This is a genomic window from Candidatus Cloacimonadota bacterium, from assembly GCA_020532085.1.
Taxonomy (GTDB): Bacteria; Cloacimonadota; Cloacimonadia; order Cloacimonadales; family Cloacimonadaceae; genus Syntrophosphaera.
The window spans coordinates 40,662-65,126 of record JAJBAV010000005.1 but is presented as its reverse complement, the minus strand read 5'-3'; the positions used below and the strand labels follow the sequence as shown (position 1 = coordinate 65,126).

21 protein-coding genes are annotated in these 24,465 nt (G+C 57.7%); 14 read left to right on the top strand and 7 right to left on the bottom strand.

The genetic code is table 11. The features are described from left to right. Positions 1-2: 2 nt before the first annotated feature. The 5 genes from LHW45_02520 to LHW45_02500 all read right to left on the bottom strand — a co-directional run bounded on the left by LHW45_02520 (position 3) and on the right by LHW45_02500 (position 5,161). Complete coding sequence (locus tag LHW45_02520) at positions 3-638, bottom strand: TetR/AcrR family transcriptional regulator (protein ID MCB5284452.1); 636 nt, start codon at positions 636-638, stop codon at positions 3-5. A gap of 381 nt (positions 639-1,019) precedes the next feature. After that, entirely contained in the window at positions 1,020-2,465 is a 1,446-nt protein-coding gene (gene gltX / locus LHW45_02515; protein ID MCB5284451.1) for a glutamate--tRNA ligase, read from the bottom strand. A gap of 3 nt (positions 2,466-2,468) precedes the next feature. Then, a complete protein-coding gene (locus LHW45_02510; protein MCB5284450.1) occupies positions 2,469-3,089 on the bottom strand; it encodes a hypothetical protein in 621 nt (206 codons plus the stop codon). Next, on the bottom strand, positions 3,070-4,545 hold the full coding sequence (locus LHW45_02505) for an amidohydrolase family protein (GenBank protein ID MCB5284449.1): 1,476 nt from the start codon (positions 4,543-4,545) through the stop codon (positions 3,070-3,072). The genes LHW45_02510 and LHW45_02505 overlap by 20 nt, the downstream gene beginning before the upstream one ends. A gap of 22 nt (positions 4,546-4,567) precedes the next feature. Next, a complete protein-coding gene (locus LHW45_02500) occupies positions 4,568-5,161 on the bottom strand; it encodes a Maf family protein (protein MCB5284448.1) in 594 nt (197 codons plus the stop codon). A 140-nt stretch (positions 5,162-5,301) separates the two neighbouring features. On the opposite strand from LHW45_02500, the gene serC reads away from it, so the two are divergent. The 7 genes from serC to coaE all read left to right on the top strand — a co-directional run bounded on the left by serC (position 5,302) and on the right by coaE (position 10,430). Further along, entirely contained in the window at positions 5,302-6,387 is a 1,086-nt protein-coding gene (gene serC / locus LHW45_02495; GenBank protein MCB5284447.1) for a 3-phosphoserine/phosphohydroxythreonine transaminase, read from the top strand. 89 nt (positions 6,388-6,476) lie between these two features. Further along, positions 6,477-7,103, top strand: a complete 627-nt coding sequence (locus LHW45_02490) for a MotA/TolQ/ExbB proton channel family protein (protein ID MCB5284446.1) — start codon at positions 6,477-6,479, stop codon at positions 7,101-7,103. Continuing rightward, positions 7,100-7,504: a biopolymer transporter ExbD gene (locus LHW45_02485; protein ID MCB5284445.1), complete on the top strand. Its 405-nt coding sequence runs from the start codon at positions 7,100-7,102 to the stop codon at positions 7,502-7,504. The genes LHW45_02490 and LHW45_02485 overlap by 4 nt, the downstream gene beginning before the upstream one ends. Then, positions 7,501-8,208 carry a hypothetical protein gene (locus tag LHW45_02480; protein MCB5284444.1) on the top strand — a complete coding sequence of 236 codons (708 nt, stop codon included), beginning with the start codon at positions 7,501-7,503 and terminating at the stop codon, positions 8,206-8,208. Before LHW45_02485 ends, LHW45_02480 begins: the two co-directional genes overlap by 4 nt. A 1-nt stretch (position 8,209) precedes the next feature. Continuing rightward, entirely contained in the window at positions 8,210-9,061 is an 852-nt protein-coding gene (folP, locus tag LHW45_02475; protein MCB5284443.1) for a dihydropteroate synthase, read from the top strand. Continuing rightward, on the top strand, positions 9,049-9,795 hold the full coding sequence (gene cdaA, locus LHW45_02470) for a diadenylate cyclase CdaA (protein MCB5284442.1): 747 nt from the start codon (positions 9,049-9,051) through the stop codon (positions 9,793-9,795). The genes folP and cdaA overlap by 13 nt, the downstream gene beginning before the upstream one ends. 11 nt (positions 9,796-9,806) lie before the next feature. Then, the gene (coaE, locus tag LHW45_02465) at positions 9,807-10,430 is read left to right on the top strand and encodes a dephospho-CoA kinase (protein MCB5284441.1); all 624 of its coding nucleotides are present in this window, start codon (positions 9,807-9,809) and stop codon (positions 10,428-10,430) included. Positions 10,431-10,529: 99 nt separating this feature from the next. Here coaE and LHW45_02460 read toward each other — a convergent pair whose 3' ends face one another. Continuing rightward, complete coding sequence (locus LHW45_02460; GenBank protein MCB5284440.1) at positions 10,530-11,246, bottom strand: NAD-dependent deacylase; 717 nt, start codon at positions 11,244-11,246, stop codon at positions 10,530-10,532. Then, positions 11,243-14,821, bottom strand: coding sequence for a C25 family cysteine peptidase (locus LHW45_02455; protein ID MCB5284439.1), 3,579 nt, complete (start codon positions 14,819-14,821; stop codon positions 11,243-11,245). Before LHW45_02455 ends, LHW45_02460 begins: the two co-directional genes overlap by 4 nt. Positions 14,822-14,979: 158 nt before the next feature. Here LHW45_02455 and LHW45_02450 point away from each other — a divergent pair, with 158 nt between their 5' ends. The 7 genes from LHW45_02450 (at position 14,980) to purL (ending at position 24,457) form a co-directional block, all read left to right on the top strand. Continuing rightward, complete coding sequence (locus LHW45_02450) at positions 14,980-15,432, top strand: hypothetical protein (protein ID MCB5284438.1); 453 nt, start codon at positions 14,980-14,982, stop codon at positions 15,430-15,432. A 237-nt stretch (positions 15,433-15,669) separates the two neighbouring features. Beyond that, positions 15,670-16,686, top strand: coding sequence for an NAD-dependent epimerase/dehydratase family protein (locus LHW45_02445; GenBank protein MCB5284437.1), 1,017 nt, complete (start codon positions 15,670-15,672; stop codon positions 16,684-16,686). Between the two features lie 573 nt (positions 16,687-17,259). After that, on the top strand, positions 17,260-18,870 hold the full coding sequence (gene secD / locus LHW45_02440; protein MCB5284436.1) for a protein translocase subunit SecD: 1,611 nt from the start codon (positions 17,260-17,262) through the stop codon (positions 18,868-18,870). 10 nt (positions 18,871-18,880) lie between these two features. After that, a complete protein-coding gene (secF, locus tag LHW45_02435; GenBank protein MCB5284435.1) occupies positions 18,881-19,843 on the top strand; it encodes a protein translocase subunit SecF in 963 nt (320 codons plus the stop codon). Positions 19,844-20,008: 165 nt separating this feature from the next. Then, the gene (locus LHW45_02430) at positions 20,009-21,118 is read left to right on the top strand and encodes a peptidoglycan DD-metalloendopeptidase family protein (protein MCB5284434.1); all 1,110 of its coding nucleotides are present in this window, start codon (positions 20,009-20,011) and stop codon (positions 21,116-21,118) included. 17 nt (positions 21,119-21,135) lie between these two features. Continuing rightward, positions 21,136-22,254: a Sua5/YciO/YrdC/YwlC family protein gene (locus LHW45_02425; protein ID MCB5284433.1), complete on the top strand. Its 1,119-nt coding sequence runs from the start codon at positions 21,136-21,138 to the stop codon at positions 22,252-22,254. Between the two features lies 1 nt (position 22,255). After that, positions 22,256-24,457: a phosphoribosylformylglycinamidine synthase subunit PurL gene (gene purL, locus LHW45_02420; GenBank protein ID MCB5284432.1), complete on the top strand. Its 2,202-nt coding sequence runs from the start codon at positions 22,256-22,258 to the stop codon at positions 24,455-24,457. Positions 24,458-24,465: the final 8 nt, after the last annotated feature.

The window sequence follows — 24,465 nt, the reverse complement described above, 5'->3', positions numbered from 1 at the left end:
TTTCAAGCTCCGTCGGATTTGTTGCGCGCCGAGTTCTCCCGTCCCGGTTTGATGATGCCGTGCAGCAGAAGTTGGACGATCAGTTCGTGGTCCCGCTCGATGCGCCGGATGATCTTGTCTTTTTCCTGGAGGTCGATCCAGCTGTCGCCCAGCATAAACCAATCGTTGATCAGTTCGCTGAAGCGCTGGGAATCCATCCACTCGTTGATGATGCCGATGCTCTGCCCGTAATCCATGATGCCGGCCAGCAGGGCGTTCATGCGGTTGTGATAGTCGTTGCGGTGCACTTCCATGTTTTCCAGAAAATCCGCCGGGATCTGATGCATGGCCTCGATCAGGATGGGCATGTTCTCAAAGATGTAGGTCATGGGCAGGCGCAGAAAGCAGGACAGCTTGTCCTCAAAGCTCTGCGCGGACCCGATCTCCGCGTCCAGTTTGGCGAAGAGTTCCTCGGCCTTGGCGCTGAAGGCGGCGATGAACAGCTGATCCTTGCCGGGAAAATAGTAGTAGATGGTGGCCTTGGCGATCCGCGCCCGGGCCGCCACCTCGTCCAGGGAAGTCTTGTTGTAACCCCAGCGGGAAAACAGTTCCGTGGCCGCCGCCAGGATGCGTTCTTTTTTGTCCAGGATGGGACTCATCGTCCACCTCTCTTTCCGCGTGAGTGCTTTGGGAGCGGCTTCCCGCCTCCCAGCCTCAAACATTCGACCAAATGATACCATCCGGTCGAAAGGTCAAGCGAAATTCATGGCAACAGAGATTGAGACTGTGGAATTATTTCCTCACGCCGGGTGTAACTGTTTATCTGAGAAGGTATTGTAGGTTTGTGGCCAACTTCCCGCCCTTGACCCCAGCCAATTCACCCCTTGACTGCCTCCCGCTTACTTCCCGCTGCTTGGACGGGAACTCAGCGGGAGGCGAATGGGAAGTGGACCGGAAGGGGTTTTGGGCCGGGGCGGCGGGATTCCGGTCAATTACAACCGGGGTAAAAGCAGTGGCCCCTCATACATAGTAGGTAACGGTTATGTGAGGTTGTGATCCTGGAGTGCCTCGGCCAGGCGCAGCTGAACCTCTTTTAAACCGAGGATGGCAAAGGTGGTGTGAAGTTCGGGCCCGTGGGCCTGGTGGATCAGGGCCAGGCGGAGCGGTGTGTAGTAGGCTTTGCCTTTGAGGCCAAGTTCGTTCATGCCGTTTTTAACCAAGGCATCGAGGCTGGCGGCATCGATCTCACCTTCGGCCGGAAGCTGGTTTTGAAACCAGCGGAGCACCTTTCGGGAATCCCCGGCATCAAGCAAAGCCAGGTCTGCGGCGCTCAGTTCAGCCGGGCGGAGGAACATCTTCGCGTACTGCGCGATCTCCGGCAGCAGGGTGCAGCGTTCGCGCGCTGCAGCCACGATCCGGGCGAGGGTGGCGCTGTCCGGCAGAGGCAGTTTTTCCTCTTCGAACCAAGGCAGGGAGCGCTCCACAACTTCTTCCAGCGGCAGATTGCGCAGATACCAGCCGTTCATCCAGTCCAGTTTGGTGAGGTCGAATACAGCCCCAGATTTGCTTACCCGCTCCAGGGAAAACTCCGCGCAGAGCTCTTCCAGGCTGAAGGTTTCGCGGTCATCCGCCCCGTGCCAGCCCAGCAGGGCCACAAAGTTAAGCAGCGCTTCCTTGAGGTAGCCTTTTTGCAGATAGCTTTCCACCGAAACGTCGTTCATGCGCTTGGAAAGTTTGCTGCGGTCGGGATTGAGGATGAGGGGCAGATGCACCCAGAGCGGGGTTTGCCAGCCCAGGCATTCGTGCAGCCAGATGTGTTTGGGCGTGCTGGAGAGCCATTCCTCGCCGCGGATGACGTGGGAAATTTGCATGTAATGGTCGTCCACCACCGCGGCCAGATGGTAGGTGGGGAAGCCGTCGGATTTGATCAGCACTTGGTCGTCGGATTGGGCGGCATCCATTTCCACGTGGCCCCGGATGAGGTCGTCGAAGCCGAAAATCCGGTTGTCAGGCATTTTCAGGCGCACAACGTGAGGCTCGTTTTGGGCCAGGCGGGCTTGCACCTCAGCTGGGGGAAGGTTCCGGCAGCGGCGGTCGTATTTCACGAATTCGCCTTTCCGCTGCTGTTCTTCGCGCATTTGGGACAAGGTTTGGGGAGTGCAGAAACAATGGTAGGCATGGCCGGAGTCCAGCAGCCGTTGGGCCTCGCGGTGATAGAGCTCCAAACGTTCGCTCTGCACATAGGGCCCTAAGTCCCCGCCGAGGCCGGGACCTTCGTCGATATCCAGCCCCAGGCGCTGCAGCGAAGCGATCAGGTTTTCCACTGCGCCTTCCACCAACCGGTTGCGGTCGGTGTCCTCGATGCGCAGGATGAAAGTGCCGCCGCTGTGGCGGGCGAAAAGAAAGTCATAGAGGGCGGTGCGGAGTCCGCCGATGTGCAAAAATCCGGTGGGACTGGGCGCGAAACGAACGCGGACGGGGTTCATGGCTTATCCTTTGAGAGCTTTGAATTTGCCCAGGAGGCTGTGATGGATCACGCGGTAATGCGGTTTGTAGAGATAGCGGTAGTCATCTGTGTGGGAGGGCATGGCGCCGTTTTTGAGGCAGGCATCGATCAGGGCCCGTTCGGCGAAAGTGGGGAAGAGGAATTCGTTCACCACCGGCTGGGCCTTTTTCCAGGCGGCTTGCCAGTCCTGCTGCGTGAAAGCATCCTCCAGCCTGGAAGCCAGCACGCTTCGCGTGAGCAGTTCTACCTGTTCAGGCTGCACCTTTAGACAGGCCTCCCGCAGCAGCTGATCGCGCAACAGGTGGCTCTTTGGTCCCGACAGATCCCTGCCTCCGGTGAGGGCGATCAGGTTGAGCCGCACAAAGCCTTTGCCGCAGCCGATGTCCTGGCTGGGACCGCAGTTTTGGGTTTGGATCCCGGCCAGCTCTTCCCGGATGTCGGTGGCGATGGCCACAGGATCCGGAACAATGTGGGTGGGTCCGTAATGTGCCTGGTGCAGCAGTTTGTAGAGGTCGGCGTAACGGGCCTTGGGATGCTCGGCCAGTTCGGCTTTGATAATCTTGCGCAGTTGGGCGGCGCTGAATTCAGGCGGGGTTGGCGGCATAAACCATTTCTCCGGAGCGGAAAATAAAACTGGCGCGGGAGTCCGGCCAGTTGAATGGCCGGGTGAAATCGGTGTCCATCACGCTCAGATCCGCCCAAAACCCTTCCGCGATGCTTCCCCGCGAACTTTCCTCGTGATTCAGCCAGGCATTGTTGGCGGTGTAGATGGCGATCGCGTCAGCCGGGGAGAGGCGTTCCGCCGGGTTGTGATGATGGATCAGGGCGTGGAGCGACATGGCGATGTTCAGGTCGGTAACATACCAGTCGCTGGAGCCGCAGACCCGCACACCCTGGCCGGTAAAAGTCCCAAAGCGGTTCATGCTCCCGCGCCTGGATCCCAGACGCTTGGCGTAGAGGCCGTCGGGCCCGCCCCAAAGCAGATCGAAGGCCGGCTGCATCACCGGCACGGCGCCGGAAGCGGCTATTTCGTCCACCAGCGCGTCGGGCGTGATTTCACAGTGGATCAACTGGTGGCGCAATTCCCTCACCTCATCCGCCGGCAACAGCGCGAAAGCCCGGTTGATCTGGCGGATGGCGGCATCACCGATGCAGTGCACGCAAACCTGAAGTCCCCGTTGATGGGCCCGGGCCACGAAATCATTCCAGAATTGGTCACTCTGATAGAGGATCCCCCGGCTGTCGCTGTCGGCGTAAGCTTCGCCCAGAGCGGCTGTGCGGGAGCCGATGGAGCCGTCCGCCAGGATGCAGCCACCGATCCGGCTGGCGCCAAGTTCCAAGGCGGCGGGGAGGTTGAAGCTTTGGGGATAGAGCTGGAAACTCACCGCGAATTCATTCAGCCGGTCCCGGATCAGGCGGTAGTGCTGAACGCTCTGTTGGGCGTCGCCGATCATGGTGTGCAGGGTGGAAAAACCACCCCTCAGCGCTGTTTGGGCAGCGTTGTGATAGGCCCGGAGGATGGTTTCGTCAGAGCAGTTGTCCTGCAGCCAATTCACCGCCAGATCGTTGTCCTGCGCGATCAGCACCTCAGCCTGGCTGACCAGGCCCGGCACTGCTTTGCGGGCGGTGGAATTGAGCACGCAGGAATGCCCGTCCACCCGGCGCAGCATCAGCCTCGGACCGGGGCAGACGGAATCCAACTCCTGGATGGTGGGGAAGCGTTTTTCCCTGATCCGGCCTTCGTCGAAGCGCCAGCCGATCATCAGCTCCGGTTTCTGGCTGGCGGCAACAAAGAGCAGGGACAGCACTTCGTCGATGCTGGCACAGGCGGATAGATCAACACCGTCTTCATAGAGGCCGCCGGAAAAGCTGTGCGTATGGGCGTCGATGAAAGCGGGATAGACCCAACCGCCCCGCAGATCGACCTTTTCCCAGCTGGGCTGAACGGGATCTTCGGAGCTTAGCAGCTTCACGATCCTGCCGGCATCCACCAGGAGAGCGGTAACCGGGTTGGCGAAATTGCCCTCGAGGTAAAACTTGGCATTATGCAGATATTTCATAGGCAATAAGATAGCTCATCCTTTACAAAGCATTTTCTTTAAACAGCTCACCCAACATCTTGTAAAAGAGATGGATGGGAAATCCCATCACGTTGAAGTAGCAGCCTTGGATACGGCGGATGAATTGCGAGCCGTAGCCCTGGATGCCGTAGGCACCGGCTTTGTCGAGTGGTTCCCCGGTTTCCACATAGGCCTGGATCTCAGTTTCAGAGAGCGGCGCGAACTCCACCAAGCTGCGTTCGTGGCGGGCAAAGCAGGCTTTGCGCCAGCAAAGGCAGAGGCCGGTGTAAACCTTGTGGGTGCGGCCGGAGAGGAGGTTCAGATATTCTCCCGCCTGGCGCTGATCGGCGGGTTTGCCCAGGATCACGCCGTCCAAAACCACGATGGTGTCCGCCCCGATCACCAGGGTCTCGGCGTCCATTCTCGCGGCAATGGTCTGGGCTTTGTTGCGGGCGTGGCGCATGGCCTGCAGATAAGGCTTTTCACCGGTTATGGGCTCATCCACCCTGGCCGGAATGATCAGGGGGGTGAGCTGAAGCATTTTCAGCAGGGCCTCACGTCTGGGACTGGCTGAGGCCAGCACTATTTTTTTATCGGATAACAGCTTGTGGATCATGTGCTTGTTCCTTGGTCTCCAGATGCTGGGCGGCCGGAATACGTCAACAATTTTCTTGGGACCGAAAAAAAGGCTTGCCTGAAAACACGGCCTCTGAAAAGCTTGTATTCAGCAAAAAATATCTGTTCCAGGAGGAAAAAATGGAACGCGTACACAACTTCAACGCAGGTCCGGCGGTGCTTCCGGAGGAAGTGCTCCGCGAAGCTCAGGCCGATCTGTTCAACTACAAAGGCATGGGACTTTCCGTGATGGAAATGAGCCACCGCAGCAAGGAATACCAGGCCATCATCGACGAGACCAACGCTGCCGTGAAGCGCATCTACGGCCTCGGTGACGACCACGAGGTGCTCTTCCTGCAAGGCGGGGCCAGCCTCCAGTTCCTGATGGTGCCGATGAATTTTGCCTTTGAGGGCAAGGAAGCTAACTACATAAACACGGGCGTGTGGTCCAAAAAAGCCATTGCCGAAGCCAAGAAGCTTGGCAAAAGCGTGCATGAAGCAGCTTCCAGCGCGGACCGCAATTTCTGCTACATCCCCAAAACCTGGCAGCTTTCAGCCAATCCCGCCTATTTGCACATCACCACCAACAACACCATCTTCGGCAGCGAATGGAAGACCGATCCGGACGTTCCCGCCGGCTTGCCCCTCATCGCAGACATGTCCTCAAATTTCATGAGCAAGCCCATCGACGTGCAGAAATATGACCTCATCTACGCTGGCGCCCAAAAGAACGTGGGGCCCTCCGGAACCGCCGTGGTCATCATTAAAAAGAGCATGCTGGAACAAGCCATCCCCGGCGCGCCTTCCATGCTGGATTATCCGCTGATGGCCAAAAACGGCTCCATGTACAACACCCCGGCCACCTTCACCATCTATATGATCGGCCTGGTGCTGAAATGGATCGAGGAATACGGCGGACTCAAGATGATCGAACAGAACAACATCGCCAAGGCCAAATACATCTACGGTGCCATCGACGCCTCCGAAGGCTATTACAAAGGCACCGTGGACAAGGAAGACCGCTCCCTGATGAACATCACTTTCCGCCTCGGCAGCGAGGAGCTGGAAGCCCTGTTCATTTCTGAAGCCAAAAAGAATGGCATGATCGGGCTCAAAGGACACCGCGACGTGGGTGGCTGCCGCGCCAGCACCTACAATTCCCTGCCTTTGCCCGCCGCCCACGCTTTGGCCGAATTCATGGCTGAATTCGCCAAGCAGCACGGTTGATCTTGCAACCAGCACCCTAAACCCATTCAAGGCGGGAGATAACAGCCTCCCGCCTTGTTTAAAACCGATTCAGGAGTCAAATGACCATTATGAACCTTTTACTGCGGGGCGGCATTCTGATGTATGTGCTGGTGGTGGTTTCCATCGCCGTGCTGGCCATCGTGCTGGAAAAGTATCGTCAGGTTTCCCGCTTGCGCAAAGCCAATGAAAAGCTTCGCTATTACCTGGCCCAGCAGGACAAGCTGGACAACATCCGCGCCGTTTTGCGCATTCACGGTCTCAGCAGCCCCCTGGGCATGATGCTGGACAAACTCTACAACTCGCAAACAGAAGACATCCGACTGATCGAGAACAGCATGGAATCCACCGCCAACCTCGAGCTGCACAAGCTGGAAAAAGGGATGGGCTGGCTGGCCACGCTCTCCGCGATCGCGCCCCTGATCGGATTTTTGGGCACGGTGGTGGGTATGGTGAGCGTGTTCATGAACATCCAGGGTCAGGGCCAGAACAGCGTGGACATCAACACCCTCGCCGGAGGCATCTGGCAGGCGCTGCTCACCACGGTGGGGGGTCTGGCAGTGGGCATCCCGGCCATCATTTTCCACAATGATCTGGTGGAGCACATGGCCAACATCGCCAAGGAAATGCAAAACCAGGCCATCGAGCACGAGATCAAGTATCAAAAAGCCCTGGGCAGGGAGTTGCAGCGTCCATGAAATTGGGAATATCCCGGCAAAAGATCAGCAGCACGGTACTGATATCGATGACCGACGTGATCTTTCTGCTGCTCATCTTTCTGCTCATCGCCTCCAATTTCGCCGCCCAGACCGGCCTGCCCTTCAAGCTGCCAGGATCGGTTTCCCAGGAACGCCAGACCCGCCAGGTGCTGCACATCCAGTATCAGACCGAGAACCAGATCGTCTTCATGGATAAGACATACACTCTGGACACGCTGGAGCAAGCCCTGAAGAACGAATTCAACAACCCGGACCAGGTGGTGCGGCTCTCCGCCGAGAAATCTACGCCCCTGCAAAGCGTCATCAACCTGATGGACGTGGTGCGCGGAGCCGGTTTCGAGCGGGTGTTCGTGGCCACGGAACCTGCTGTGCGGCCATGATCTCCTTTCGTGACGGCTACCACCGCTCGCTGGCGCTCTCGCTGCTGCTCCACGCGCTGTTGCTGGTTTTTCTGGCCATGTATGTGATCAAGCCCATGCTGGCACCCCGCTGGTATGAGTTCGAGCTGGCGCCGCCGGAGCTGCTGCCAAATGCTTTGGACACCACGCCCGGTCCCGGCGCAGCGCAGCCCCAACCCCAGGGCACAACCCTGAAGCCAACCATCTCCAAGCCAGAGCAGCCCAAAGCTCAGCCCAGCCAGCCGGAAAAGCCGACCGTCAGCACACCCCAAACCCAACCGCCAGCACGGAGCGAACTGCTGGAAACTCCAGCTGTGGCTTCCACCACCCCCGCCAAACCGGCCGCCCTGCCCAACAATCCTCTCAATCCTCTGCGCGGGATACCCACAAACCGCCCTGGAGGGGCAGTTTCCGGAGGTAGTGTGAACTACTCGCTCAGCGGAGGAGGTGTGCGGTTTCAACTGCCGGAGGGCTACAAACACGATCTGGGCGCCGCGGGCAGGGTGATCATCACTTTCAAACTGGACCAAAACGCACGCCCCGTGCTAAGTAGTGTGGAAAGCACTGAGCAAACCGGGCCCCGCTATTTCGACGCCGCCAAAAAGATGCTGCGTGACGGCAAATTCAGCTATACCGGTGCGCCCAGTCCTGGTGTGGAATACACCCTCACCGTCAATTTTCTCTAACATGGACGGTTTCCCTCTGTTTTCCACGAATTTCAAGGCACCCCAATTGATGGGCATCCTGAATGTTACCACCGATTCCTTTTCTGATGGAGGAAAGTTTGCCGATCCCGAACAGGCTTTGACCCAAGCCCAAATACTGGTGGATGCAGGCGCGGGCATTCTGGATGTCGGGGGTGAATCCACCCGTCCCGGAGCGCTGCCAGTTCCGGTATCTGAGGAACTGCGGCGCGTGCTGCCGGTGCTCTTGAAAGTAAGGGAAAAGTGGCCGCACCTGCCCGTCTCCGTGGACACCCGCAACAGCGCGGTGGCAGAGGCGGCAATAGATCTGGGGGCCACTTACATCAACGACATTTCAGCCCTCAGCCACGATCCGCGCATGGCGGAGATTGTAGCGGCCCGGCCAAAGGTGAAACTGGTGCTCATGCACATGCGTGGCCAGCCGGAAACGATGCAGGCCGATCCCGTTTACGCCAACCTGCTGGCTGAGATCAGCTCCTTTTTCGCGCAGCGGATAGAATTCGCCGTCACACGCGGAATAGACCGCGCCAACATCATACTCGATCCTGGGATCGGGTTTGGCAAAACCGCGGAACACAATTTCCGCCTGCTGGCCCATCTGGGCGAATTCCGCAAACACGGCTTGCCCCTGTTGCTGGGAGTGTCCCGCAAGCGTTTCATCGCCTCCGTGGATGCATCCGGACCCCAGGAAAGGATCGGCGGGACCCTCGCCGCCGCTGTGCTGGCGGCCTGGCAGGGCGTGGACATCCTGCGGGTGCATGACGTGCGTGAACACCGCCAGTTTTTTGCTGTTTTGCAAGCGATCGGCAGGGAGGCCGGCCCATGGAAGTTCTAATCCCCACTTTCTCTGATCTGGTGGACATCTTCATCATCGCGTTCCTGTTTTACCAAGGGCTCAGCGTTCTGCGCCGCGGTGGAGGCTGGCACGTCCTGGCGGCCATAATCGCCCTGGTGCTGCTGTCAACGGTGGCTGAAGCCCTGAACCTGAGGATGGTAACCTCACTGCTGAACGCCGTGCGCAACTTCTGGGTGCTGGGCCTCGTTATCATCTTCCAGCCGGAAATCCGCGCGCTGCTGGCCAAGATCAACCTTTCCCGCGAACTCAACCTCAGCCTGCGGAAAAAGGAAAGCAACTCCTTTTACATGCCGCTCATCGACGCCATCTCATCGATGTCCTTCAGGAAAACCGGCGCTCTCATAGTGATCGAAAACCGGCGCAAACTAAGCGAGTATATCAACAGCGGTGAACTCATCGATGCCACCATGTCTCTGCGCCTCATCCTCACCATATTCAATCCCCGTTCCGCGCTCCACGATGGGGCCATCATCATACGCGGAGACAGGATCATGGCCGCCAAGGTGGTGCTGCCTCTGTCCAAAAGATCCGACCACGCCAAAAGATTTGGCACCCGCCACCTGGCCGGCATTGGCATCACGGAAGTCACCGATGCCCTCGCCATCATCGTTTCGGAGCAAACATCCCAGATCTCCGTGGCCCGCAACGGTGAGATCCAGGTGAACGTGGCTTACGAAGAATTACTCCAGATCATCACCGACGCTACATCCTAGCAAGGAGCATCATGGCTACAGGACCAATCCTCATCGGCATCACGGGCAACATCGGCAGCGGCAAGAGCGCTTTTTGCAGGCTGCTGGCGGAACAGGGCTTCGAAGTGATCTTTTCCGACGAGATCGCCCAACGGCAACTGGACGATCCGGAATGTTTGGCGCAAATAATCAGCCGTTGGGGAAGCGAGGTGGTTTCAGACGGCAAAGCCGATCGGAAAAAAATTGCCTCCATTGTCTTCGGCAATAAACCGGAGCTGGAATTTTTGAACAGCCTGGTGCATCCAAGGGCCCTCACCGCCCTGCAAAACATCGTGGACAACGCCGAGCAAAAATACCTCTTTTTCGAAGTGCCGCTGCTCTTCGAGGCAGGGATGCAGCATTGTTTTGACTATATTGTTCTGGTGCAGGCCAGCCGTGAGAAACGCCTGCAGCGCCTGCTCAAGAAAGGAAATGAAACCCGCGCCCAGATAGAAGCCCGCATGGACGCCCAAATCGAAGACCTCGCCAAGATCCCCCTCTGCAACTTGGTAATCGACAACAAAGGCTCTCTCAACGCCCTCAAGGCCAGCGTTAAGGAATTCATGAGCCGCCTCGATTCCATCCGTCACAAAGACAAGATCCCTTTTTCCAGTTAGGTCCATTTGAGGCAGCGGAGTTCAAATCCGCCCAAACCAATATTTAACTGATAAATGTCTGTATGTGTCAGCGGGAAGCGGATCCGACCCCGGAAGAGGTTACCAGCCTGCCATCCACTGATCCACCAGGCGGGGCAGGATCTCGCCTGCCCGACCTTGGTGAAATTCATCGAAGAAATCCAGTCTCTCGGTGGGATTGAGGTTCACCGCGATGGTTTTCGCCCCCAAATAGCGGGCTGTCTGCACAAAACCGGCAGCGGGATAGACCACGCCGCTGGTTCCCACCATAAGGAAGACATCGCAGTTTTGCAGCAAGGTGTCTATCTCCTGCAACCGGTAAGGCACTTCACCGAACCACACAATATCCGGCCGCAACTTCCCTGAACATTTGGGGCAGGCGGGGAGTTCGGGGCTGAGGTCAACTTCCTCCTGGTAAAAGCGGATGCCGCACTTGGTGCAAAGGCAGCTGCGGAGAGCGCCGTGCATTTCGATCACGCGGTTGTTGCCGGCCGCGGAGTGAAGTCCGTCCACGTTCTGGGTGATGAGGTGAAAATTGCCCCCCAGCCATTCCTCCAGCCTTGCCAGGGCCAGATGCCCTGGATTGGGAGCGGCCTGTTGGGCTTGTTCCCAACGTGCTTTGTAGAAACGCCAGACCATTTGCGGATCGCGCCGCCAGGCCTCGGGAGTGGCCACATACTCCATGCGGTGGTTTTCCCAAAGCCCATCGCTGTCGCGAAAGGTTCTGAGCCCCGATTCGGCGCTGATCCCTGCTCCGGTTAGTACCAGCAGTCTGGTGTCCGGCGTTACCTTGATCATTTCATCAACATCATCTTGCGGGTGAGTTCGCGGTTACCGTCACTCAGCCGGTAAAGATAAACACCGCTGGAAACGGGGTTGCCGGTGGTGTCGCGGCCGTTCCAAACGGCGCTGTGTGCTCCGGCGGGAAGATCGGAATTGACCAGGGAACGCACTTTCTGACCGCGCAGGTTGAAGATGTCCAGATTCACAGATGCGGCCTCAGGCAAATCGAAACGGATGGTCGTGGTGGGGTTGAAAGGATTGGGATAGTTCCCGTGGAGCCTGAACACGAGGCTTTGAACCAAGTCTTCGGAAGCGGTGTCGAAATCGCTTTCCACATAGACGTCATCTATGTACCAGCCTTCACCGCTCACATAGCCATCGGAACCGAACACGAAACGGAATTTGGCCAAGCCGGTGAAGTTGGCGATGTCAAACTCAGCCTGGGTCCAGTCGAAACTGCCGGAGTAGACGTTGGTGTTGGCCGGGAAAGGCGAAGCGTTGTTGTTGTAGATGCGGTGCGAGTAGCCGCCGACGGGAGAGATCTGGGTCCAGGGCCCTCCATCCACCGAGATCTCAACCATGCCGCCATCCCAGGCGTAGATGGGGTCGCTGTGGGCCTCGGCATCCATCCAGTGGTGGAAGAAAAGACGTCCGTTCTGGCCCAGCGGGATCTCCGGGCTTTCCAGGGCACCATAGGCGGAGCCGGAATAATCCGCGGATCCGGGACCACCGAACTTCATCGACCAGCTACCGTCAGCGGTGTGGTTGCGCTGGTTTTCACGGTGCCACTGGTTCACGAAGCTGGTAAGAGGGGCCAGGCTGGTCCAGCCGTTGGAGTCGTTCTCGAAAGAGTACTGCTGGTTGCCAATATAGAGCACGAAATTTCCTTCCAGAGTGTTGCCGTTTTCCGCACCGAGCATATAGCCAATGTTCACGGAACTGCCGATGGGGGCGTTCGGGGAGATCAGCGCGCTGAAAGCGTTTTCATAGAGGGTGAAGCTGTCCGGACCCACCGGAGTGAGAATGGCCTCAAAGGCGGAAAGAGTTACATTGGGGTCGTCGCAGAAGATGATGATCATGGGGTTGAAGGCGTGGCCGGAACCGCTGTTGCTCACGATCATGTTCAAAGCGGGATTGTCGCCAGGCATTATCTGGGGATTGGCGTTCACGAACTGGTAGGTGTCCAAATGCAGGTCGGGAGCGTTCAGGACGAGGGCGGCGGGGGTGGAGGAGACATAGGAGTCGAAGTTCGCTTCAAAGCTCAGATAGGCGATCTGGTGGTCGGGATAATTTCCCTGGATCCTGACCTGGAAAAAACCGTTGATGGCAGTGGAATCCGAGGCCGCGAGGGGGTTGAAGCCATAGGAGCTGCTGAGCACATGGAGATTGGGGGAGTTGCTGATCAGGTTAAGGGTGCCGGGCTCGGTTTGGTCCACCATGCCCACGTTTTTCAGGGTCACATTAAGGTCGATGACTTCGCCGGTGTGGTAGAGTCCGTCGGCGTCACCATACTGCACCTGGGTGGCCACAATGTAAGGCTGGTTGCTGGCCTGGACAGTGATCACACCATGGTAGGCGATGAAATCGGCCGCGACAATGCTGACAGCGAAATCGCCGGGGGTGAGGCTGGCATCGAGATTGATGCCGATGAGGCCAGTGGCGTCGGCAGTGGCTTCACAGAGGATGTCGTTGCCGCTTTTCAGGCGCAGGGTGGCGCCCGGAGCGTTGGTTTGCACCTGATAGTTGTTGAGGCCAACGGTCCAGTAGGTGGGAAGCTGGACGCTCATTTGCTGCGGGGTGTCGCCCCAGACCATCAGGCCGGGATCGCCCAGCAGGTTTGTTTCGTAGGTAACCCAATACATCACGGGGGAGTTCTGGATGTAGGGGATGTTGTCAATTTTGGCATCCACCAGGGTGAAGCCGAGTTCGCGGATGTTTTCTCCGAAGATGGCGTCGATGTACTGGCGGTTGATCTTCTGGGAAGCGCCATCGGTGGATCCCTGCATTCCCCATCCGTAACGGGAGTGGGCGATCATGGCCACGGCCGCAGTGGGTAAGGAGGTGAATTTTTCGGTGATGCAGTCGGCGGTGTAGTCGCCGTAATTGGTGTCGCGGTTGTCGAAGGACCCGGCGTAGCAGCCCTGGGTGAAGATGATGGAGAGGTTGTGGTTGAGGCCGTCGTTGGTGATGCTGGTGGCGGTAACGTTGTTATTGGACATCCTCATGGTATAGGTGGTGGCGGAATGGCCGAGGTGGTTCACGAGGTTGGGACCGTTGCTTAGCAAAGGCCGGAGCTGGCTCCCGGTCCAGGATTCAGCTGCGCCGTAGGTGCGGTCATACATGGTGCTGATGTTCCAGGAAGTGGGCACTCCCACGGTGGTGTAGCCGTTGGCGGAACTGCCGCCTATCATTTCGTCCATGTAGTCGCCGCCCCAGGTGGGACCGTCCCAGAGCCATTCGCCCACAAAGAGGGCTGTGGTGGCTTCGGAGATCACAGGCTCATTGAGGTAGTGCTGGGTTTTGGTGATGAAATTGGCGATCTCGGCATCGGAATTGTAGCAAACGCGGCCGAGGGAAAGTTCCGGCACCAGGTCGGTTTCCATGTGTTCGCCCCAGTAGCTGTCGCCGTCGTTGTTCCAGTTTCCGTCTAGGCAGCTGTAATACATGTCCGCGGGGATGTCGTTATCCACCTGGCTGCCGCTGCCCATGTTCACATAGAAGCCGCGATGGGGTATCACGTCGGTATCCCCGGCCAGCAGAACGTGCTTCAGGGGATTGGTGTTGTAGATGTCAATTATATAGTTGCGGATCTTTTCCTGGGTGTCGGCCCCGGCAGTTTGCGAGGTGATCTCCTGCACGGATTTCAACAGCACGTTCTGGCCGCGTTCTTCATACAGGGTTTGGAAGGGCTGCCACTGGGCCAGTTTGGCTTCATCGTATATCACGAGGTAATCCCAGCCGGTGGTGCGGTGGTCATAACGGGGCAGCGCGTCAGCGTTGTCCACTGCTTTCAGCAGATACCCGAAGGTGGCAAAGTCCTGCTTCAAAAGCTGCAAAGAAGCCGCGGCGCGTGCTGTGGTTGTGGTTTTCACCCGCAGGCTCAGCTGGCGGTAAAAGATCAGTTCGTTGTTCAGGGGATCGTAGCTGAAAGGGCAAATCGCGCTGAAATTGACTGGATGACCAGCCAGGAACTGGGTGTTGAGGCCATTGTGCGGGGTGGCCGGATAGGGGTTGGCGCTTCCGTAAATGGTTTGGTCCGGGGCCTGTCTGGGATGGATCACCGGGCTGGACAGCGGGTATTGCGGCTGCAGCGGGGCCACCGGAAAAGTGAGGGCCAGAGTCTGGGGGGAGCTAAGCTCCACCTGGATGTCCACGGCTTCTTCACCCGCGGGGAGCAGGATCTTGGTGCCAAACCACGGCAGGTCCGGGCTGCCGGGAGTTCCCCAACTCTGCGCTCCATCCAGTTTCAGATGACTGTATTCTGTGGAGGTCGTGAGTTCAGGCTCGTTCAAAGTGTAAGAATAAACCACATCTGCGGCGAGGGCCGCAAGGCCTGCCACCAGGATCAGGGTTAAAAGTAGATGCTTCATATCCGCCAACTTGTTTAGATTTATTTACGGTTAAAGGCATGCAAGCGTCATTCCAAAGCTTGATATTTTTGTCCATCAGAAGCTGAGCTGAAGATTCTGCTTGACTATTATCCGCCATATTGGTAAAAGGAAACAAATACATTTTCCCGGGAGGAAAAATGGCCATCAACAAGAAACAAAAGACCGCCATCGGTGGCGTGATAGGGGCTGTGTTATTGGCCGGATTGGGCTATCTGGGAATAAACGGGTTGGGCACCCCCAACCAGTTCACATCGCCCACGGGCCAGCTTCTCACCACTGAAAACCTGCTCAGCAACGTCACCGGGCAAAACCAAACGGTCTATGTGACCAAGTCCGGCGATAAGTACCATCTGGAAGGATGCCGCCATCTCCGCCTGCGCTCCAAGATCCCGATTTCGATAGCCAATGCCATCGAGGAAGGTTATGAACCCTGCAAAACCTGCAAACCAGACCAGGAGATAAACTACAACCCCCTTCCCAGCTACCCCCAATCCACTGTGCCACAAGGAAACACCACTCCGCCGCAAGATCAAAAACCCTCAAGCTCCACCCGCAAAAATTCCGAACCGATAGTTGACGACCCGGATTGAACAATCAGTTAACTGCTCAGAATATGGGGTTGAGTGATCAACCCCGTTTTTTTCTGAAACCTTATCCCGGCTTCCATAATGAAACGGACATTGGCAGCACATTTTCATTGACAGGGAATTCCGGCCGGGGTTATTTGGAGCCAGGTGTCCTGATCGCTGTTTTAAGGCACTTTCTGAACCTTGGCGCAAGGCTTGGGTTGTTGCCCGGCGTTTGACGGGAGACGGGAGAATTGAACAATGAAACACATTTATGTCGTTACGGGTGCGGCAGGTCATTTGGGCAGCCACGTGGTGAAGGAGTTGCTGGACCGCAGCGAGGAAGTTCGCGCTTTTGTGCTGCCCTGGGAGAAGGTGCCATCCTACGTTGACCACAACCGCCATCTGCTTACCCGTTTCGCAGGCGACGTGCGTTATCCCCAAACCCTGGACCAGCTGTTCGAATCCGACGAACCGGCGGAGTTCACTTTGATCCACTGCGCGGGGCTCATCACGATCAGTCTGGGAAAGGATCCCCGGGTTTACGCCGTGAATGTGGAAGGCACGGCCAACGTGATTGCCACCTGCCGCAAACACGATGTTCGCAGGCTTGTCTATGTGAGTTCCGTGCATGCCATTCCGCTGCTGCCGCGGGGGCAGGTTATGCGGGAGGTTTCCTTTTTCAGTCCCGACCGGGTTATAGGTTACTATGCCAAAACCAAAGCCCTGGCCACCCAGCAGGTCCTCGAGGCAGCCAGATCCGGCTTGGACGCCCTGGTGGTGCATCCTTCCGGGATCATTGGGCCAAACGCCCAGCAATCAGGGAACATCGCCCAGATGATCAGCGCTTTTCTGAAAGGCAGCTTCCGCGCCGTGATCAAGGGCGGATACGATTTTGTGGACGTGCGGGACGTGGCGTCTGGGATCATTGCGGCAGCGGACAAGGGCAAGGCCGGCGAGTGCTACATTCTTTCCAACCGATGGATCGGCATGGGTGAACTGCTGGACGAGCTGGCCGAGTGCAGCGGACGCCCCAAACCCCGGATCCATCTGCCGCTCTGGGTCGCCAAGGCAGTGGCCCCCTGCGCGGAGCTATACTACAAACTGGCCCGCAAAGCACCGTTTTTCACTCTCTATTCGCTGCATACGATCTCCAACAACAGCCTTTATTCAAACGCCAAGGCCGTGGCGGAACTCTCTTTCAAAACGAGGTCGCTCAACGAAACTGCCAGAGATATCGTGAAAACCATGGCGGGGAGCCTGACCAGGAAGAGATAACCTTCGCTTCCGGCGCAGCATTTCCGGCAGTGACCTTGTGTCCGTGCTGATTTCAATCTGGACCACCACAGGCATCGCCTTTTTGCCACCTGTCCCCTGCGGAGGAGCGAAGTGGTGCCCCTTTGGCCATTAAGGCCATTTCCCGGGGCCCGGACGCGCCTCCCGCCTAATAGCCGCGTTTGATGCGATGATCAGGCGGGGAGCGTGGGAGGGGAATGGAAGCGAGCGCTCAAGGCGTGGCTGACAGGACATGGCGGTGGGTAAGCATTGCTGTCGCCTCCAGGCTTTACCCTCCCGGTTTGGAAGTGAGCCCAAAAAAAATCAACGGGCAGGGCAAGGTACCTGGATCTGGTCAAGCTGCCCTGCCCGGATGGCGATTGATCAAGCCGCCCAGGGCGGAGCCGCAAAAGTCAGTTTTGAACAAAAGTCTTGACGTTTTAACCGGACTCAGATGTTTGGTTTGAAACGTCTAAAAAAGGTATCAGCGCGGCCACGACAGGGAGGCTGAGCCCTCAAACCCGTGGTGCAGCCGCGCAGAAACCAGCCTATTATTGTATTAGGGAGCATAGATCAATGAAAAAGTACTCCTGGTTGACACCCGTGTCCATACTGATCTTCGTATTGGTGACACTGGTCTTCCTGTCTCCGCTGGTGGTCCCCGAGGGCATCAGTTGGCCGATAAAACAGAGACTGAACCTCGGCTTGGACCTCAAGGGCGGCACCCAGATCGTTCTGGGGGTCAACACCGACGAACTGCCTGAAGATGAAAAGGCTGATGCTGTGAAAAACAACATCGAGATCATCCGCAACCGCATAGACCAGTTTGGCGTGGCCGAGCCCACCATCCAGAAAACCGGCGAAAACCAGATCCTGGTTCAGCTTCCCGGTGAAGATGACCAGGTGGAAGCCGAGAAACTGGTCACCAAATCCGCCGTGCTGGAATTCAAGCTGGTGGCCAAGCCTGAGGACGCGGAAAGATTCCTCAATCAGTTGGACGGCATCATGCAGGCCAACCTGTCCCGTTTCCCCGTTTTGGCCAAACTTGACGCCGAAGACAGGAAACTGGACACTGAGGCTTCCGCCGCCACCGACACCACTGAAACAGGGGAACCTGCCCAGGCGGGGATTTTCAAATCCCTAATCACCACTGCCGAAAATGAGTACGTGGTACGCCATGACGATCTGGAAATCGTGCGCGCCATCCTGGCCGACAGCGTTTATGCCGGCTTGAAGCCCAAAGGCTATGACCTGGTTTTGGAAAGCGTGGACGAGCAGAAACGCCTGGCCAAGGAACCCACTGTGGTCTATGTTCTGAAATCCAACGCCGAGGTGAAGGGTACGGACGTGGACGGCGCCAGCATGGAGATCGGCTCCACCGACAGCCCCAATCCCCAAATGGCCGGCAAACCCTATATCTCACTTACTTTCACCCGCAAGGGCGCCCGGCAATTTGCCAACGTCACAGGCGACAACATTCAGGAAAGGCTGGCCATCGTGGTTGACAACGCCGTTTATTCGGCACCCGTGATCCAGGACCGGATCCCGGACGGGAAGGCAACCATCACCGGCATATTCAGCACTGAGGAAGCTCGATCCCTGGCGATCCTTCTGAACAACAAGAGCCTCAGCGCGCCCATCGAACCGCAGTATTCCAAAAAAGTATCCGCCACCTTGGGTTCCGACAGCGTTAGGAGCGGCCTTCTGGCTGGGTTGATCGGCATCATTGCCGTGGCCATCTTCATGCTGATCTATTACAAGCTGTGTGGCTTGGTCGCGGATTTTGTGCTGATCTTCAACGTGGGCTTCATTCTGGCCATGCTCACCGCTTTCGGTGGAACCCTCACCCTGCCGGGTATAGCTGGTATCATCCTCACCATAGGCATGGCGGTGGACGCCAACGTTCTGATCTTTGAACGCATCCGTGAGGAACTGGATGCCGGCAAAACCCCGCGTTCCGCGGCTGATGCCGGGTTCAAACGCGCCACCGTGACCATCTGGGACGCCAATCTCACCACCCTCATCGCGGCCTTTGTGCTCTATCAATTCGGCACCGGCCCCATCCGTGGTTTCGCCCTCACCCTCACCATTGGTATCGTGGGTTCCATCTTCAGCGCCATCGTGTTCACGCGCTTCATCATGGATAAGACGATGCTGGCCGGAAACCGGAAAACCCTGAGTATCTGAGGAGAGAAAGATGAGACTGTTTAAAAATACCAACATACCTTTCGTGCAGAACCGCAAGGTTTTCTACGTGATCTCCGCCCTCTTGGTGCTTGCCGCCATCGCGGGCATCATTGTGAAGGGCTTCAACCTCAGCACGGATTTCAAGGGCGGCGTTTCCGTGATCGTGAACATGCAGCCCAAGAAAGCCGGCGTGAATGCCCTGGACATCGACCAGCTGCGCAAAGTGATCAGCGATGGCGGCTTCAAGCAAGCTGAGATCCAATACATCGGTGAACGCGACGACGCCACTTTCCAGATCAAAGTGGGCGGCAAAGACGCCAACAAGATCAAGGACGAACTCACCGACCTGCTATCCACCCAGCTAAGCGCTTACACGGAAGGCCGGGACATGCAAAAAGACGTGTTCCAGGAATTCAACACCGTGGGCGCCAAGGCCGGCGCTGAAATGGGCAGCAAGGCCATTCTGGCCGTCGTGGTTGCCCTGCTGCTCATGATCATCTACATCTGGATACGCTTCGAGTTCACTTTCGGCCTGATGGCTATCCTGGCCCTGTTCCACGACGTGATCATCATCGTGGGCATCTTCTCCTGGACCGGCAAGGAGTTCACGATGTCGATCGTGGCAGCGCTGCTGACCATCGTGGGTTACTCGATCAACGATACGATCGTGATCTTCGACCGCATCCGTGAAGACCTCAAGATCTACCGCAAGGACCCCGTGCCCGTGATCTTCAACCGCTCGATAAACGAAACCCTCAGCCGCACCGTGATCACCTCCGGTACCACCTTGCTCACCGCTCTCGCCCTCTACATCTTCGGCGGCCCGGTGATCCACGACTTTGCCTTCGCCATGAGCCTGGGCATCATCTTCGGCACCTATTCCTCGATCTTCGTGGCCAGCAACCTTGTTCTGGATGCCATCAAGAGCACGCATCAGGAAAAGCAATCCATCAAGAAACTCACCAAAAGATAGAAGCCTTAACGCAATAGGAAACAGAAAGCCGCCTCCCCGGCGGCTTTTTGTTCGGGGTGGAAAACCTGATCTTCTAAAAGAATGCCTGCCTATGGAAGAAAATTTGCATTGACAGCTGGGCGGGGGTTTTCAGCATGGTCGTTAAAGCGAATTCAGGTGTAATTTATGAAACATGGAATAATTGGTATCATATGCCTGCTGATGGCGTTCTCCACCCTTTGCGGAGACGACATCAAGGACAACCAGAAGAAACTGGACAAGATCCAGAGGGACCTGCAGGCTGCCCAGAAAAAGATCGAACAGAACGAGCGCACCAAGAAGAAGAACGAGACAGAGATCAGTAACAGCCGCCGGGCCAAGCAAAAGACAGACGCGGAGTTGAGCAGGACCAGAGAGGTGGCCCGCGAGAAACTGCAGGCCCTGAACTCTGTGAGAACCGAACTTCGCACGGTTGAAGAACAGATCCGCGACCTTCGGGCGGCCCAGATATCCCAGCTGGACAAAATGGTACGGGTTGCCCGCCGCAACAAAAGCCTGAAAATGGTCCACAAGGACGAGCACTGCCTGGCCATCTTGGCATCCCAAACCCGAAACACGTTGCTCACCCTGGGTGATATGCAAAGTGAACTTACTTACGAGCAGAATCGGAAAGGTCAGGAATACAGCCTAGCCAACAGCGAGTTTCAGAACAAATCCTCCTCCAGCCAGACCCTGGCCGCCAACGTCAAGAATCTGGAAGCCCAGCAATCCAGGCTCAGCAAGGAACAAAAGAATCTGCAAAATCAGATCGCCAAATTGAAAAAGGACGCCTCCAGGCTTGAAGGGCTGATCGCCAGCCTGGCCTCCAAACCCAAGCCCAAGGACCAGGAACCCGCATCGTACAAATTCAGCGCCCGCACCATCGCCTGGCCGCTGAAAGGGCGCATCATCCGCAGCTATGGCCAGGAAACCCGGGCTTACGGCACCTCGGTGGTGAGCAACGGGATCGACATCGCCACGCCCGAATACACCACCGTCGCGGCGGCAGATGCTGGTGTGGTCATATATTCCGGTGCCTACGGCGGACAGGGCAAGCTGTTGATCATCGACCACAAGAACGGATTTTACACTGTTTATGCCTACAACAACGATTTGCTGGTATCCACCGGCACCAACGTGAAGAAAGGCCAGGCCGTCGCCAAATCCGGCATGACCGGCTCGGCCAGCGAACCCTCGCTGCACTTTGAAGTGCGCAAAGACGGCAAGGCGGTTAATCCGCTGTCATATCTGGAATAGGAAAGAGGAGGCGGTACTTGGTCCTGTTGAAACAACCTTCCCTGCGGAAACTGGAAAAGCTGATCCGCGGCGGTGATCTTAAGAACAAGACCATCCTTCATTTCACGGGTGGGATGTATGGCATAGGCTGCACGGTATCGTCTCTCGAGGCGATCGACAGGATCCTGAAGCTGAAGGGACGCTCGGACCTGAAGGGGCTAATCGTCCTGATCCCGCACCTGGAATGGTTCGCGGATGAGGGGGTGGCTGTCCCCGAGAGGATCCTGCCCCTGCTGGAACAGTATTGGCCCGGAAACCTCACCGTGGTGTTCAAATGTGATGACGACAGGTTCAAACATCTGGCCGTGGACGGCAAAGTGGCCTTCCGGGTGCCGGATGACGCCTTGCTGCGTTTGGTGATCGAGCTCCTGGATGAGCCTATCATCAGCACCAGCGTGAACATCGCCAGCCTGCCTCCGGAGAACGATCTCAAGCGCCTAACCGGGATGTACGCGAATTGGTTCGACTACGGCTTTGTGCCCTCTGGGGTGAGTGTTGAATACGACGCCCAGCCCTCCACCATAGTGGAATACGTCACCAGCCGGGAAAGCCTGAACCAGAGCGGCTTGGATGAGCTCAGGTGCCTGCGGGAGGGTTCCATACCTTTTTACGGGATCAAGAAGTCCTTCGCCGTGCCCACCATCCTCTTCGTTTGCACGGCCAACATCTGCCGCAGCCCCATCGCGGAAAAGCTTTTCAACCACTACGTCCGGGAAGCCGGCCTCAACTACATCGGCGATTCCTGCGGCCTCTTTCCCGGCGGCGAGCCCATTTCGGCGGGATCGCTGCAACTGCTGTTGGAAAAGGGCATCCTGGAAGCCCAGGAGCATTACTCCAAGCAGTTCACGCCAGACATGATCAGCGGCAGCCGCCTGGTGCTCACCATGGAGGAACGCCAGCGGGATTTCCTGCGCGGCAACGCCCCCAACAGCAGCGCCAAGATCCTCACCCTGAACGAATATCTGGGCGAACCGGGTGACATCGGCGATCCCTACGGTTCCGGGATCGACACTTACCGCAAAACCTTTGAGATCATCGACGACCGGATCAGACGCCTGATCCCCAAACTGCGCACCCAAGCCAACCCGGCGGGATGACATGGAAGTTCAGATAACCAGCGAACTGATCGCCCAACACGGCCTTTCAGCAGATGAATACGCCAGGATCCGAACCATCCTGGGCCGCGCTCCCAGCTACGTGGAACTGGGCATTTTCAGTGTGATGTGGAGCGAACACGCCAGCTACAAGAATTCCATCAAACTCATCAAAACCCTGCCCCGGGAAGGAAAGTTCCTGCTGGCCAAAGCCGGGGAGGAAAACGCTGGGGTGGTGGACATCGGCGATGGTCTGGCAGTTTGCTTCAAGATCGAAAGCCACAACCATCCCTCCGCCCTGGAACCCTATCACGGCGCGGCCACTGGCGTGGGCGGCATTCTGCGCGACATTTTCACCATGGGCGCCAGGCCGATCGCGGCGCTGAATTCCCTGCGCTTTGGCGACCCCCGATCTCCCCGCACCCGACATCTGATCCGCGAAGTGGTGCGCGGCATCGCCGATTACGGCAACTGTTTCGGCGTTCCCACTGTGGGCGGGGAAGTGTTTTTTGATGAAGCCTACGAAGGCAACCCGCTGGTGAACGCCATGGCTGTGGGCCTGCTGCGTCACGAGGATCTGGCCCGTTCCGCCGCCTCCGGGATCGGCAACCTGGTGGTCTATGTGGGCGCCAAAACCGGACGCGACGGCATTCACGGCGCCACTTTCGCCTCCGTGGACCTCAGCGAGGAATCCGCCGAAATGCGCACCGCTGTTCAGGTGGGCGATCCCTTTTACGAAAAACTCCTGCTGGAAGCCACCCTGGAGGTGATCCAGGCCGGTTTGGTGGTTGGGATCCAGGATATGGGCGCCGCCGGGCTCACCTGCTCCAGCTCCGAAATGGCCGGCAAAGGCGGAGTGGGCATCGAGCTTGACCTCGAGCACGTACCGATCCGCGAAAGCGGCATCACTCCCTACGAGATCATGCTCTCGGAATCCCAGGAACGGATGCTGCTGATCGTGGAGCCCGCTGATCTCGAAGCGGTGCTGGACATCTTTCACAAATGGGATCTCGACGCCAGCGTGATCGGCCTGGTTACCGCGGATAAACTTTTGCGGGTGCGCCTCAGGGGCGAGGTCCTGGCCGAAATACCCGCCGAAACCCTTGTTTTGGGATGCAGCGCGCCAGTTTACGAACGCGAGCAAAAAGCCCCCATACGTCCACCGGACCCAGATCCAGGCAGCTATCCTCAACCTGCGGACCCGGGCAATGTCTTGCTGAACCTTCTCAAAGAGCCAAGCATAGCCTCCAAACGCGAGATTTATTCCCAATACGACCACATGGTGCAGATCGGCACCCGGGTGGAGCCGGGCAGCGACGCCGCGGTGATCGCCATCAAAGGCACGCGCAAAGCCATCGCGCTGGCCACGGACTGCAACGCCCGCCATTGCTGGCTGGATCCTTTCGAAGGGGCCAAAGGCGCTGTGGCTGAAGCCGCCAGGAACGTTGCCTGCAGCGGTGGCCGCCCGATTGCCGTGACCAATTGCCTCAATTTTGGCAATCCCTACAACCCCGAAGTCTACTGGTCCTTCTCTGAAGCCATCCGGGGCATGGGGGAGGCCTGCCGGGCCCTGGAAACCCCCGTAACCGGAGGCAACGTCTCTTTCTACAACCAAAATCCCGCCGGCGCCGTCTATCCCACTCCCGTGATCGGCATGCTGGGCCTGCTGGATGACATCGGCCACGCCACCACCCAGTGGTTCAAGCGCCCCGGCGACCTGATCGCCCTGCTGGGCCAGCCCTGTTCTTCGTGCGGTGGCTCCCAATATCTGAAAACCCTGTTTGGCCAGGTGGCCGGACCCGCTCCCCGGGTGGATCTGGTGGCCGAAAAGAGGATCATCGAGCTGCTGCTGGAACTCATTGCCGGCAAAAACCTCGCTTCCGCCCACGATGTTTCCGAAGGCGGCCTGCTGGTTTGCCTGGCGGAAAGCTGCTTCCAGCCCGAAAAACTCTTGGGAGCGCGGATCCAATTCAAACTATCCCATCCCGCCGAGGCCGAATATTTCGGCGAAAGCCACGGCCGGGCCGTCATCAGCTTCGCCCCTGCCAAACTGCAGGCGGTCGAAGCACTCTGTCGTAAACACGCCACGCCCCTGCTGCCGCTGGGGGAAGTGGCTTCCGGCCGCGAATTCACGGTCAACCAACATCTCAGCCTGGATACGGAGGACCTGTACCGGGCCTGGACGAACGGGCTAAAACTAAACTAAGGAGAAGG

Excerpts from the sequence above, each read along its gene's own strand:
- LHW45_02520 (MCB5284452.1), bottom strand. The coding sequence starts at position 638 with ATGAGTCCCATCCTGGACAAAAAAGAACGCATCCTGGCGGCGGCCACG.
- gltX (MCB5284451.1), bottom strand. The coding sequence starts at position 2,465 with ATGAACCCCGTCCGCGTTCGTTTCGCGCCCAGTCCCACCGGATTTTTG.
- LHW45_02510 (MCB5284450.1), bottom strand. The coding sequence starts at position 3,089 with ATGCCGCCAACCCCGCCTGAATTCAGCGCCGCCCAACTGCGCAAGATT.
- LHW45_02505 (MCB5284449.1), bottom strand. The coding sequence starts at position 4,545 with ATGAAATATCTGCATAATGCCAAGTTTTACCTCGAGGGCAATTTCGCC.
- LHW45_02500 (MCB5284448.1), bottom strand. The coding sequence starts at position 5,161 with ATGATCCACAAGCTGTTATCCGATAAAAAAATAGTGCTGGCCTCAGCC.
- serC (MCB5284447.1), top strand. The coding sequence starts at position 5,302 with ATGGAACGCGTACACAACTTCAACGCAGGTCCGGCGGTGCTTCCGGAG.
- LHW45_02490 (MCB5284446.1), top strand. The coding sequence starts at position 6,477 with ATGAACCTTTTACTGCGGGGCGGCATTCTGATGTATGTGCTGGTGGTG.
- LHW45_02485 (MCB5284445.1), top strand. The coding sequence starts at position 7,100 with ATGAAATTGGGAATATCCCGGCAAAAGATCAGCAGCACGGTACTGATA.
- LHW45_02480 (MCB5284444.1), top strand. The coding sequence starts at position 7,501 with ATGATCTCCTTTCGTGACGGCTACCACCGCTCGCTGGCGCTCTCGCTG.
- folP (MCB5284443.1), top strand. The coding sequence starts at position 8,210 with ATGGACGGTTTCCCTCTGTTTTCCACGAATTTCAAGGCACCCCAATTG.
- cdaA (MCB5284442.1), top strand. The coding sequence starts at position 9,049 with ATGGAAGTTCTAATCCCCACTTTCTCTGATCTGGTGGACATCTTCATC.
- coaE (MCB5284441.1), top strand. The coding sequence starts at position 9,807 with ATGGCTACAGGACCAATCCTCATCGGCATCACGGGCAACATCGGCAGC.
- LHW45_02460 (MCB5284440.1), bottom strand. The coding sequence starts at position 11,246 with ATGATCAAGGTAACGCCGGACACCAGACTGCTGGTACTAACCGGAGCA.
- LHW45_02455 (MCB5284439.1), bottom strand. The coding sequence starts at position 14,821 with ATGAAGCATCTACTTTTAACCCTGATCCTGGTGGCAGGCCTTGCGGCC.
- LHW45_02450 (MCB5284438.1), top strand. The coding sequence starts at position 14,980 with ATGGCCATCAACAAGAAACAAAAGACCGCCATCGGTGGCGTGATAGGG.
- LHW45_02445 (MCB5284437.1), top strand. The coding sequence starts at position 15,670 with ATGAAACACATTTATGTCGTTACGGGTGCGGCAGGTCATTTGGGCAGC.
- secD (MCB5284436.1), top strand. The coding sequence starts at position 17,260 with ATGAAAAAGTACTCCTGGTTGACACCCGTGTCCATACTGATCTTCGTA.
- secF (MCB5284435.1), top strand. The coding sequence starts at position 18,881 with ATGAGACTGTTTAAAAATACCAACATACCTTTCGTGCAGAACCGCAAG.
- LHW45_02430 (MCB5284434.1), top strand. The coding sequence starts at position 20,009 with ATGAAACATGGAATAATTGGTATCATATGCCTGCTGATGGCGTTCTCC.
- purL (MCB5284432.1), top strand. The coding sequence starts at position 22,256 with ATGGAAGTTCAGATAACCAGCGAACTGATCGCCCAACACGGCCTTTCA.